The sequence below is a fragment of the Psychrobacter sp. 1U2 genome, assembly GCF_051847575.1.
Map to the genome: position 1 here is coordinate 57,587 of NZ_JBPYDC010000001.1, position 12,711 is coordinate 70,297.

Annotated in this window: 10 protein-coding genes; 3 read left to right on the forward strand and 7 right to left on the reverse strand. The window is 44.6% G+C overall.

From position 1 onward, the window contains the following. Positions 1-159 precede the first annotated feature (159 nt). The gene (locus ACS8FD_RS00255) at positions 160-1,410 is read left to right on the forward strand and encodes a cation:proton antiporter (protein ID WP_439273893.1); all 1,251 of its coding nucleotides are present in this window, start codon (positions 160-162) and stop codon (positions 1,408-1,410) included. A gap of 11 nt (positions 1,411-1,421) precedes the next feature. On the opposite strand, the gene ACS8FD_RS00260 is transcribed toward ACS8FD_RS00255, so the two are convergent. From ACS8FD_RS00260 to ACS8FD_RS00275, 4 genes are all read right to left on the reverse strand, one after another. Then, the gene (locus ACS8FD_RS00260) at positions 1,422-2,786 is read right to left on the reverse strand and encodes a serine hydrolase domain-containing protein (RefSeq protein WP_439273894.1); all 1,365 of its coding nucleotides are present in this window, start codon (positions 2,784-2,786) and stop codon (positions 1,422-1,424) included. 202 nt (positions 2,787-2,988) lie between these two features. Beyond that, the gene (locus ACS8FD_RS00265; protein WP_439273895.1) at positions 2,989-3,504 is read right to left on the reverse strand and encodes a protein tyrosine phosphatase family protein; all 516 of its coding nucleotides are present in this window, start codon (positions 3,502-3,504) and stop codon (positions 2,989-2,991) included. 188 nt (positions 3,505-3,692) lie between these two features. After that, a complete protein-coding gene (locus tag ACS8FD_RS00270; RefSeq protein WP_439273896.1) occupies positions 3,693-4,610 on the reverse strand; it encodes a MaoC family dehydratase in 918 nt (305 codons plus the stop codon). Positions 4,611-4,827: 217 nt separating this feature from the next. Continuing rightward, positions 4,828-6,228, reverse strand: coding sequence for a 3-oxoacyl-ACP reductase (locus ACS8FD_RS00275; protein ID WP_439273897.1), 1,401 nt, complete (start codon positions 6,226-6,228; stop codon positions 4,828-4,830). A gap of 1,027 nt (positions 6,229-7,255) precedes the next feature. Between ACS8FD_RS00275 and ACS8FD_RS00280 the strand changes: the two genes are divergently transcribed. Together ACS8FD_RS00280 and ppk2 are read left to right on the forward strand one after the other, a co-directional pair. After that, positions 7,256-8,842 carry an acetyl-CoA C-acetyltransferase gene (locus tag ACS8FD_RS00280; RefSeq protein WP_439274041.1) on the forward strand — a complete coding sequence of 529 codons (1,587 nt, stop codon included), beginning with the start codon at positions 7,256-7,258 and terminating at the stop codon, positions 8,840-8,842. Between the two features lie 228 nt (positions 8,843-9,070). Further along, positions 9,071-10,084, forward strand: coding sequence for a polyphosphate kinase 2 (gene ppk2 / locus ACS8FD_RS00285; protein ID WP_439273898.1), 1,014 nt, complete (start codon positions 9,071-9,073; stop codon positions 10,082-10,084). 54 nt (positions 10,085-10,138) lie between these two features. On the opposite strand, the gene ACS8FD_RS00290 is transcribed toward ppk2, so the two are convergent. The 3 genes from ACS8FD_RS00290 to kdsB all read right to left on the reverse strand — a co-directional run bounded on the left by ACS8FD_RS00290 (position 10,139) and on the right by kdsB (position 12,664). Further along, entirely contained in the window at positions 10,139-10,486 is a 348-nt protein-coding gene (locus ACS8FD_RS00290; RefSeq protein ID WP_439273899.1) for a PilZ domain-containing protein, read from the reverse strand. A gap of 118 nt (positions 10,487-10,604) precedes the next feature. Further along, the gene (locus tag ACS8FD_RS00295) at positions 10,605-11,717 is read right to left on the reverse strand and encodes a DNA polymerase III subunit delta' (RefSeq protein ID WP_439273900.1); all 1,113 of its coding nucleotides are present in this window, start codon (positions 11,715-11,717) and stop codon (positions 10,605-10,607) included. 95 nt (positions 11,718-11,812) lie between these two features. Next, positions 11,813-12,664, reverse strand: coding sequence for a 3-deoxy-manno-octulosonate cytidylyltransferase (gene kdsB, locus ACS8FD_RS00300; protein ID WP_439273901.1), 852 nt, complete (start codon positions 12,662-12,664; stop codon positions 11,813-11,815). Positions 12,665-12,711: the final 47 nt, after the last annotated feature.

Here is a 12,711-nt window from a genome sequence, read left to right on the forward strand (position 1 = left end):
AACCTCTATTAACCCTACCCGCCACTACCAAAAACCAACGTATTATTTAAAGTGATAACGTTTTTTTGTGGAAATGCTAAGACTTTTTCTGCATTATAAGTAACGATTCAGGCTATTTAGATGCTGGTGAATACTAACTTATAGGCGTACGCAACTCTTATGATCGAAAACTATAACTATATACTCTTAATAGGCGGCGTCGCATTTTTACTAGGGACACTCTTTCCTATCATCTCCAAACGTGCTCCTATCTCGTTGCCTATGCTGCAAGTCGCTTTTGGGATGATAGTCGGGTATTTTTGGCTCACGCTATCATTTTTAAACCCTTTAGACAATAGTATCGTCATCGAAAAAGTGACTGAGATTGTGGTATTAGTATCTTTAGTTGGCGCAGGTATCAAAATAGACACTGAGCTGGCTTGGGATTTATGGCGTCCTACGCTGCGCTTATTGTTTATCACTATGCCGATTTGTATTTTTGCTATGGCGGTACTCGGCTATTACACTTTTGGACTGACTATAGGCGCTGCGATATTATTGGGCGCGGTACTCGCTCCAACTGATCCTGTCTTAGCTTCCAGTATTCAAGTAGGCCCTCCCAATAGCGGAGGTGAAGATATTCCACGCTTTACCCTGACCTCAGAGGCCGGTCTCAATGACGGTCTTGCTTTTCCCTTTGTTTATTTAGCGATTAATATTGCTGAAGCCTACAATGATGGCCAGCGCTTTACTGGGGAGATGTTGTGGTCGTGGTTTACTTATGAGGTATTGTGGAAAATATTAGCTGGCGTAGTCGTTGGTGTCTTGGTTGGTAAACTGCTAGCGAAAGCTGTCTTTTCCAACAGTTCTGATGAGACCAATATATCGCAAGGCTATACCGTCATTGCTTTAACTTTACTAGCCTATGGTTTAGCAGAATACGTGCATAGTTATGGTTTTATCGCGGTATTTATCGCCGCCTTCGCTTTTCGCCGCTCAGAGCATAAACACTCTTACCATCAAAAGCTGCACGATTTTGCAGAGCAATCAGAAGGCCTGCTGATGTCAGTCGTCTTAGTGGCTTTCGGTATGCTTATTGGTCAATGGCTACACTCTGGCATTGAGCTGACATGGCGTGTGTACATTGTCAGCTTCGCTTTTTTGTTCCTTATACGTCCCATTGGCGGCGTGATAGGCCTCACTGGGCTAAACATGCATCATACCGAAAAATATGCAATATCTGCCTTGGGCATTCGCGGTATTGGTACGTTATACTATCTATCCTATGCGCTTAATAAAGATCTATTTAGCGAAGCTGATGCGACTAAGCTTTGGATAGTCTGTATCATTGTTATTCTGATCTCTATCTTCATTCATGGGTTGAGCGCGCCTTCACTATTAAACATGACGCCAGACAAACCGCGCCGATAACTATTAGGGTCTTAATCTTGCGCATCAATTATCTCAATTACCGCTTCGGTCAGCGCAAACTGACGAATATCATTAAGCATAGTGACATCAAAGTTATGAATAAAAGCAAAAGATAACTGGCGCGTCGGCTCACACCAAGCCACTGAACCGTTATAGCCCATGTGCCCAAAACCTTGATCGGTGCTTGAAGTAACGCTATCGTCGTTACTTTGGCAAACGCTAAAAAGCTTATGATAGCCGAGGCGCCAATTCATTGCGGCGGGCATCACCGCATCCATACCCACCGCTTGTGGCTCAGACAGCTGTGCAAACGTCTCTGCATCTATCAAGGTCTTACCTTGCCATACGCCACCATTAGCGAGCATGCCGTAGATAGTGGCGAGGGCTTGCGCTGAAGCTACGCCATTGGCAGCAGGGATAACGGCTTGGAGCGTTTGCGGCTGATAATAATCGATAGGTTGCTTGCTGGCGGGCACTAGCGCGGCTCGATAATTGCTTGCATTAATAGCGCTGTGATCGAAGTATAAACGATTAATTTTTGTAGCGGTCAAGGGCGCGTTATGCTGATTTTTATCTGCTGTTGATGAGGCTTTTTGCTTGTCAGCCAATTGTTGCCAACACTCATAGCTCGGTAGCTGCTTGTAAATCGCTAACGTCTGCTCCGATTCCGCTTTTAACACTGGCTTTTGGCGTCTCGTTGTTAATGACTCATTTTCTGACGCTGCATTGGCAAAGCCTTTCGCTAATTTGGCTACCTTATCTACTTTGTTTACAGGCACGCCAAAATAACAGCTCTCAGCGATACCTAAGGGCTCAGTTAGATAGTGACGTAGCGCTGCAGCAAGCGTCATGTCAGTCGCCTTTTCTATCAAGCCACCTAATACCCAGCCATAAACAAGCGCACTATAAGCACTGACAAAACGTTCAGCAGCATCGATCTCATTAGTTGGTATCGCCGCCACCTTTTCAAGCATCTTGGGCCAGTTTAATAAAGTTGCATTGTCTACTTCGATAGCACTAATAGCGAACAAGCTAGCTTGGTGCGACATTACCTCACGTAAGGTAATTTCAGCTTTGCCATTAGTAGCAAACTTGGGCCAATAGCTGGCAATAGGCTTATCATAAGCTAGCAGTTTCTTAGAGACCAGAATATGGGCTAGCGTCGCCAGCACCCCTTTACCGGTAGAAAAGTTAAGCGCCAAAGTATCTGCTTGCCACTCACGATCGCTTTGTGCCTGCCCTACGCTTGCAGCAGCTAAGCACTCGCCTGCCTGATAAACCACCACCGAGCCGCCTGCGGGCGCGTCCTCTAGCTGCAAATCATTGAGCCATTGTTGTAAGCGAAGTTGCAAGTCGCCGTTGATGCTTTTGGTCATAATATTTCCCTACATAAAATATGGCTAAAAAAAGTGGAATTTATACTTATATCAGGTATCAGGTTTACATTTGTCACTGTTTGATTCTTAACTTACTATACCAGCACAAGCCTGAGTGTCTAATAAACAAACAGGCGACCTATAGTGATACAAGTCGCCTGTTATTGTGTCGCGTCTTTTGACTCGCTAGTAAGTCATCCTCTTAGCGAGGCACTAGCAAGCGGTTATAAGTCTCTTGCTCTAACTTTTCGGTTAGTCCATGACTATGACCACGCTCCATAGCAGTATCCATTTTACGGCCACGTAACCAGCCTGCACGTAAAGCAACAGCCGCGCCTACTCGGCTGCCTGAGCCGCAGTGTATGACGGTTTTTTTGCCATGATGTTGACGCAAAACATTATCAAAGGCTAAGATGTTGAGCTGCTTAAGATCGGCAGCGCTAGCGATAGGCAGATGCTCGTAAGCCATCCCTGCTTGCTGAACCGCTTCGGCTTCATCGAAAGCTAGCTCTTCATCCGCTTGCAAGTTGACGACTAGCTCCACTCCTGCCTGCGCAAGAGCACTTACTTTTTGCTCATCAAGTGCTCCGCAAACGATAGTTTGCTCAGCAGGACGAAAATAACGTGTCAGCGTCTCGGTGAGTACTACTCCGTTATCAGAGTCGTAGCGAGTATCTGTATCTTGTGATTCTGTCGGTTGAGTTGTATTTTGGGTCATAATGATAAAAAAATTAAGTAATAAATGAATAATTAAGATTGGCGGTATTGAAGCTGAAAGACTATTCGATCGCTACCGAAAAAAATATAAAATATTGGCCGTATTTAATCTCGAAATCGAAGCGATTTAACGCTGATAGCGAATATCTATCAGCGTTATTTCCTTCAATATAAATAAAACGCGATTATTTATTGCGAGTCTTCTATTAACTTTACAACGCCAGCTAAGTGTGGCTTATCGTTTTTGGCACTATATAGACCAAAATTACAATGATCATCGCTACTTTCGAGCTTATCGACTGGCTCAGCGATGAGCTCTACTTCTGACGGCAAGAAAATAGGCAACTTAAAAGATACCTCAGCGCTATAAGCATCTGGCAAATCATTCATCATCGCTAAGCACTTTGCTTTTGACCACATACCATGAGCGATAGCTTTTGGAAAGCCAAAAGCTTTGGCTGATAAGGGATGCAAATGAATCAAATTAAAATCACCTGAAATAAAGGCATAACGGCGACCGATATCCTCTGGCACTTCAAACACTTTATGTACGCCTTTGTCATCAACCATAGGCTTCACGGTTACTGGACGTGGTTTACTTCTCTCAGTACTATTACCTTTAGGCTTTTTACCACGAGCCAAATAAGTAGAAGTGCCTTCCCAGATGATGTCTTCTTGCGATTTCACCGTCGTCACAAAATCAAACTGCTGACCTTGCGCATGATCGCGCAGATTGGCAAAACTGACTGATAAGGTAACGGTCTCACGCTCACCGATAGGACGGTGCTGGGTCACTAAGTTATCAACGTGTACTAAACCTAGCATCGGAAACGGGAACGGCTCTTTGACCATCATATTCATCTGCAGAGTCTGTGACAGTACTGCAAAGTAAGTAATCGGTACTTTACCGTTATCACTGAAACCGCAAATCTTACGATAATCATCTAAGTTGCTTTGATCAATATGTAACTCGTCTACAGTATAAGTGGCTGATGGCAATGCATCTTTACTGACCTTCGTACTATCACCAATGGGCAGTAAGCTTTTAATGATATTGGCATAAGTGGTATGCGCTTTTGGCAGGGCATCATAATGGGTATCTGACATAAATCTATCCTAGGTAGGGCTTGGCAAACTTTTAATGGAACAATGGAACGACTGGCCTAACAGTTTAAGCCTCATGGCTATCTATTCCTGTGTTTTTATCATAAAAAAGCTACCCTTGGGCAGCTTTATTAACATTTATTAGTATTTTTTTCGTAAGCATATGTGAGCTATTTTTATTTATTGCAATAAAATCAATAGCTTAGTTAACATTAGCATACTAAGCACCTAGCATGCTTTGACCACAGACGCGTACCGTATTACCGTTTAGGCCACTAGAAGCAGGAGACGCAAGCCAAGCGATCGTTTCTGCGACATCGACAGGAAGTCCGCCTTGGCTCATAGAGTTCATACGGCGACCTGCTTCACGAATAGCAAATGGGATAGCTTCTGTCATTTGCGTTTCGATAAATCCTGGCGCAACCGCATTGATCGTCATGCCTTTGCCCTCAGCCGCTAACTGTCTGGCGGTTGCATCAACTAAACCGATAACACCCGCTTTCGAGGTGGCATAGTTGGTTTGACCCAAGTTACCCGCGATACCTGAGATTGAAGAAACACAAACGATACGCGCATCGTCTTTTAGCACTTCTTTCTCCAGCAAGTATTTATTAAGCTCAGCCACGCTATTTAGGTTGATGTCGATAACCATGTCCCATTTTTTCTCATCCATATTGGCGAGCGTCTTATCGCGCGTCACGCCGGCATTATGGATAATAGCGTCAAGACCACCACGCTTTTGCGCTGCATCAGCGATTTGCTCACCTGCATCTGCGCTGGTGATATCTACAGTCAAGGTTGAACCACTGATTTCGCTGGCGACATTTTGCAAGTCCGCTTGCTGCTGCGGAACATCAAGACAAATCACATGCGCGCCTTCGCGAGCTAATACTCGCGCAATAGCTTCACCAATACCGCGACTGGCGCCAGTGACTAGCATCGTTTTGCCCGCGAGCGGCTGTGACCAATCGATATCAATAGTATTACCCGCGCCAACACGGACGACTTGGCCTGAGACGTAGGCTGAGCGAGCTGAGGTAAAGAAGCGCAGCGCTGAATCAAGATTTTTCTCGCTACCTTTAGCCACATAAATGAGCTGTGCGGTGATGCCGCGTTTGAACTCTTTACCTACGGACTTGACAAAACCTTCAAGCGAGCGCTGGGCAAGCGCAGTTTGGACATCGTCGATATCTTCAGGTGGGCGACCAATAATGACCACGCGGCCAGACTTTTCAACACTGCGCGCGACTTGATGAAAAAACTCATATACTTGTTTGAGCTCATTAGCATTGCTGATATTACTGGCATCAAATAGCAGTACTTTAAACTTATCTTTGCTGCCCGTATTTGCTTTGGCTTCGATACCAGCTTCTATTAACGCATCTTTGGCATCATCACGGCTATTAACATAAACCTCAGAATGTAAGTCAGATAAAATACGCGCAACTGAGCTACTGACACTCATGTCCTCGCCTTTCGCGCGACCGACTAAGACGCTACCGCGTACCAAGCGTTGTCCGCTTTCAAAACGATCTAGACTTACCGGCTGCGGTAACCCTAAGTTTTTAGCTACTTTTTTACCAATTGAGGATTGTACAAAATCACCATAACGGTCTGACATAAAATACTCCTGTATATAAAAATGAAGAATAATGAGGGTTATCAAATTAAATACTATAAAACGAATAAGATTAGCGATTAACCCTAAATCGCCGCTTACGGATAAAAACCGAACAGCTACATTTTGCAGCCATCTAGCCCATAACACTTAATAAGGCGTTGCTAATATATAGCACCTGAACAAAATATTTACTTATTATAAAGACTCATCTAGGCGATGATTATAAGTGTTTAGTAAGTACTACATATTGGTCCTTATCCATAATAGGCTTATTACAAGCTTCTGCCAACTTGTCATCGCTGACACTAACATTGGTAAAACTTACCGATGTTTATTAAGGATAGGATTAAACAGCTTTTAAATGATCTTAGTAAAAGATCTCTTAGCAAGAGATCTATAGTAACTAACTATCGACGGCATCTGTAAACCAGATAAAAGTCAATAGCCATCCTCAATCACAAACGTAGACAGCACAGTTACTCTATAATCATTTAAAAAAAACATGCTTATGTTAAAATCTGTTCGGTACTTACTATAAGTTATGATCTTCACCATCAATGATAACAATATATTATTGAATGAGCTACTCAGTATTTAGCCTAGTCAATACTGCTCAGTCTAATATTTATAGCTCACTGTTTGCAATACTGTCTCTTTGAGCTGCAAATATTTGCTAAAGCCCTACAAGAAGGTCATTAAAATTATTATGATTAGCAGTTATCATCTTATATATTGATTAATAATTACTTAACACTCTAACATTCACTACTACTTTAAGGATACCTTTATGAGTAACAAAAAAGACAGCCCTATTGTTGGCACGACAGTCGTTAAAGGTGACGATAACAGCACCAAAAAAGCGACGACCAGCAACCCAAGCTCTACTCCATCTGTAGACAACGATGCGCAGTATGATTCTATCGCTGACCTAAAGCAGCATACCGATATTCTTGATGCCGATGGCAATCCAGTTACCAATCAAGCTGACAGTGCCGAAGCGGATAAAAAAGCTAAAATCAAAGAAGACATGGCTAGTGACAAAAAAGCAGCTAAAGACGAAGAGCTTGCTACTCTTGGCGCTGCTCCTGAGTCTAAAACCACTGATAAAGCGGAAACGGATAGCGCTGATAAAAATAGTGCTGATAAGAACACTGCCGATAAAAAATCAGCTAGTAAGCGCACTACTGCTAGCGAAAACTCTAAAAAAAGCACCACGACTAAAAATAACGCTAATGAGAAAGAAGCTATGCAAGACAAAAAAGATGAACCAAAAGCTGCCGCCACTAAAAAACCACGCACCGCGCCTAAAAAGAAAAATACCGCATCAAATTCAGAGCAGCAGCGCGTCGCTATCTTAGGTGGTAACCGTATCCCATTTGCACGCTCAAATGGTTCTTATGCTGACGCCAGTAATATCGATATGCTCACCGCGGCCTTAAATGGTCTAATCGAGCGTTATAACTTGCAAGATGAAGTCATGGGTGAAGTGGTTGCCGGCGCAGTCATGAAACTAAGCCGCGATATCAACTTGACTCGTGAATCAGTGCTAAACACTGCTCTAAACGCCCACACGCCGACGTATGACATTGCTCAAGCTTGTGGTACTGGCTTGCAGGCGACTTTTGCTTCAGCGAACAAAATCGCTTTAGGTCTTATCGATTCAGCCATTACCGGCGGCGTTGATACCACTTCTGATGCGCCTATCGCAGTGGGTGACGGCCTACGTAAGGTCATGATCAAACTAGGAGCCGCTAAGACTAACAAACAACGCCTAAAAGCATTAATGGGTCTTAATCCAAAGGATATCATCGACTCTCCACAAAATGGTGAGCCGCGCACCGGCCTATCTATGGGCGAGCATCAAGCCATCACCGCTCTTGAATGGAACATCAGCCGCGAAAATCAAGACGAGCTGGCATTCAATAGCCATAAAAACTTAGCGCGTGCTTACGACGAAGGTTTCTTTGATGACTTAATCACGCCTTATAAAGGTCTGACACGTGATAATAACCTGCGTCCAGATACCACTTTAGAGAAATTAGCTAAGCTTAAGCCTGTATTTGGTAAGAAAAACGCCAATCCAACCATGACAGCCGCGAACTCAACGCCGCTCACTGATGGTGCCTCATGTGTACTATTAGCCAACGACGAGTGGGCCAAAGAGCATGGTCTAAAACCATTAGCTTATATCGTGCATCAAGAAACCGCTGCGGTGGACTTCATCGGTAAGTCTGGCGAAACAGAAGGTCTACTCATGGCTCCTGCTTATGCCGTACCACGTATGCTTGAGCGTGCAGGGCTAACTCTACAAGACTTTGACTTCTATGAGATTCATGAAGCCTTTGCCTCGCAAGTATTATCAACGCTAGCGGCTTGGGAAGATGAGACTTTCTGTCAAGAGCGTTTAGGTCTTGATGAGCCATTAGGCTCTATCGATCGTAGCAAGCTTAACGTTAACGGTTCATCACTAGCAGCCGGTCACCCCTTTGCAGCAACCGGTGGTCGTATCTTAGCGACAGCAGCCAAATTGCTCGATGAAAAAGGATCAGGTCGTGCGCTTATCTCTATCTGCGCCGCTGGTGGTCAAGGCGTTACTTGCATTTTAGAAAAGTAGTCTGAAACTCTACTGTTGATTAATGAATCAATGATTCGTTAATGATCACGCCGTAATATCCAAACGCCTTCTGGTGATAATCAGAGGGCGTTTTTTATGGCTACAATGTTTTTCTTGAGGGTACTTTTTATTAATAACGCCTAACCTATCTCTAGATTTTTTGAAAGGTATGGTAAAGTAAAGATATCCCTAACTCTGCTACGACATTTTTATATTAATGAGCTTTATATGACTAAAATACCATCAGCAATAGACCCTGACTCACTGACCATTCAGGAGCGCCACGAACTGAGCCCGCCTGAGCAGGATAACTTTGTAGAGCGTATGGATAAAGAGGTGTTCGACGATGAGCTGCGGCGCAAAATGCATCTAGATTTAATCGATACCTATGATGAGGAGCTCGAAAACGAAGTTGATGACTATGTGCGAGATTTTCGTTTCGATGGTATTGAGATGAGCGAGCATGAAGTTTTGGAGCGGCGCACCTATTTTCAAGAGTTAGTGCGCTTGCAACGAGAGCTTATAAAGCTCCAAGACTGGGTGGTAGATCGTGGTGAGCGTATTGTTGTGGTCTTTGAAGGACGCGATTCTGCTGGTAAAGGCGGCGCTATTAAGCGCATCACTCAGCGATTAAACCCAAGGGTTTGTCGTGTGGCAGCCCTGCCTGCGCCTACCGAACGTGAGCAGTCACAGTGGTACTTTCAGCGCTATGTGGCGCATTTGCCGGCGGCGGGTGAGATCGTATTATTTGATCGCAGTTGGTATAACCGCGTTGGTGTGGAGCGGGTTATGGGGTTTTGTACCGATGCGCAATACGAGGAGTTTTTTCAATCGGTGCCTGAGTTTGAGCGTATGCTAGTGCGCTCAGGCATTCGTCTCGTTAAATATTGGTTTTCGATTACTGATGATGAGCAGCACTCACGGTTTATGAGCCGTATCCATGATCCGCTAAAACAATGGAAGCTCTCACCGATGGACTTGCAGTCGCGTCGGCGCTGGGAAGATTATACCAAAGCGAAAGAGACGATGTTCGAGCGTACCCATATTCCAGAAGCGCCTTGGTGGGTCGTTGAAGGTAATAATAAAAAGCGCGCGCGGCTCAATTGCATCGCTCATTTGTTAGAGCAAATCCCTTATATCGAAGTACCGCGTGATGAGGTAGACCTACCGGATCGTAAGCGTGATGACGAGTATTACCGCGAGCCTATCCCCGATGACATGTATGTACCCTCTCGGTATTGAGCGGTATTAGACTATCTTAAGATCTACATCTTAAAAATGACGTCGTATAAAAACCTACATCGTATAAGTGTTTTGCTGACTGTCTATCTTGCCAGCGAGCAAACGCTCTACTTCGTTCTTAATTCTTTGACCCGTGACATCTTTACCGATTTGCACTGCGAACCCTGCTGGACGGTGGGCGTTGGCTTTATGATTGATCCAGACTACTTTGCCATTCATCGGTAAGCGCTCTTTTGAGTTTGGCAGAGTAAAAGCCACAAACACCTCATTACCTAAGCGCTGCTCAAGGTTACTGGGCACAAATAATGCGCCGTTATCGACAAAAGACAAATAACTGGCATATAAAGTGTTGATATCTTCAATATGACAAGTAAGAATTCCACCGCGTCCTGGCATAGCCATAATCAGCTCCTTGAAGGTTAGGCTTTTAAATATAGAGTTTTATAACGTTTATCTATTTGCTTACAAAGGCTACAGCAGTTGCTATTAGTTTCACCGCAATCTTTTCAAAGTGAATGGGTTATAACATCACTAATGCTTGCATGAGCTTATCATAGGCAAACTTCTCTTGGACATTTTGTTGTAGAGAAATTTTGATTTGTTGCAAGCTATCGACAAGAGTCTGCATCGACATCTCCGTCGGCTTGCGCTGAGCTAAAGCTTTGGGTAGCTCAGTATCGTTTTGAATACTCGCTAAACCCATATTTATCCGGCGAATATCTAGGAGCATAAGCTCGGTTAATTTGATAAAATCGCTGAGAGTGAGCTGCTGCTGCCAATAATCACTTGCCGCTAAGCTGCTACGCTTGCCACTACGCAAGGCCTGCCAAGTCGTCAGCCATAGTGCTCGGTTACTGTACCAATCGGCCTTTGCCAAAGCTATCGCAGCTAAAGGCGCGCCATTGGCGAGCTGTAAGAGTTGCTGGATCTTATCTGGACTGACTGCTTCACGGTTAATAGTACTGCCAAGCGCCTGCTGCACATAGTCAGCCGCAATAGAGGGCTCAATGTGCTGCAAAGGCAATTGTTGTACTCGGCTCTTTATGGTCGGAAGTAATTTGCTCGGTGTATCACTCAGTAAAAATAGATGCACTTGCGCTTGCGGCTCCTCCAATGTCTTTAACAGCGCATTAGCGGCGGCAACAGTCATTTGCTCGGCATAATCCAATACACAAATCCGTACCCCCTGCCCGCCTTGATGAATAAAAGGTTGTAGCGCACGAATATCATCGACCTTGATGGTGACGAGCGTCTTACTAGCCGATTTGGCTGGCTTGCTACTGCTGTTTGACTTTTTATGATGAGACTTAGAACCTTCTTGAACATTATCATGCTCGGCATCAAGCGGCATACTCGTTAGGGGTAATACTTGTAGGCTTGGATGCGTCCCTGATTTTAACCACTGACAGCTCTCACAATGACCGCAGGCACCTTGCCGATGACTGGCCTGCTGATGGCACAGTAACCAAGCGACAAAGCGCCAGACAAACGCCCGCTTACCCATACCTGCCATACCTGCCGCCAGCAATGCATGCGGTAGATTATGCGGCGGCGTTAATACTCGCTCAGTCATTTGGCTCCAGAGCGACTGCTGCCAAGGTAATAACGGCGCAAAATAAATACTATCGGTCATATTCCTTATTACCTTCAACTGTCATCTGCAAAATAAGTATTGATAAGCTATTCTGTATTTTGCTTAGGCTATTTAACTATTCAGCTTTTATAAGCCTATGTGTTATGGTATTGCTGAAAATCGTTCAGGCTCATAGCATTGAGTCGGTCTAAGTCTTCTTGCGTATCCACCCCTGCCGGTAATTGCAGCGCGGCAGCGGCAATCGCAATAGAACCACCGTTTTCTAAAATACGTAATTGCTCTAGGCTCTCAAGCACCTCAAGCGGTGTCTGCGGCCACGTCACGAACTGCTCTAATAGGCTAACTCTATAAGCATATAAACCTAAATGACGATAAGCCTCTTTTGGCGGTTTAGAGTCTAGATCTAATGATACGGCATCTGATGAGGCTTCTTGATTATCGCGAGCCATAGCTAAAGCGAGATCACGATCGCAAGGTATAGGCGCACGGCTGAAATAAAGCGCACGCTGTTGCTGATTCACGGTAGCATTCACGACTTTAACCACTGAAGGACGCATAAAACTGGCAAAATCTTCGATCGGCTCATATAAAGTTGCCATTACGCTAGCGCTATCATTGACTAGTAGCGTTTTGACTTGTTCTAATAATAAAGGCGGCACTAACGGTTCATCGCCTTGCATATTGATAACAATATCCTCTTTGTCCCAGCCTTTAATGGTGGCCACTTCTGCCAAACGATCGGTTCCTGAAGCGTGATCACTACGCGTCATGACGACCTCAAAGCCCGCTTCCATACAAATCTTCGCGATGCGCTCATCGTCAGTAGCGATACACATATCATCTGCAAAATCTGCCACTTGCGCTTTTTCTGCCACCCATAGGATCATAGGCTTGCCATGGATCGCTAATAACGGCTTACCCGGCAAGCGCGTACTTTTAAAGCGCGCAGGGATGACAATGTGAGTCTTAAAAGGTGCAGATGCCATAGCGATTTCCATAATAAGTGATAAAACAAGCGCTATCAGTTGATATT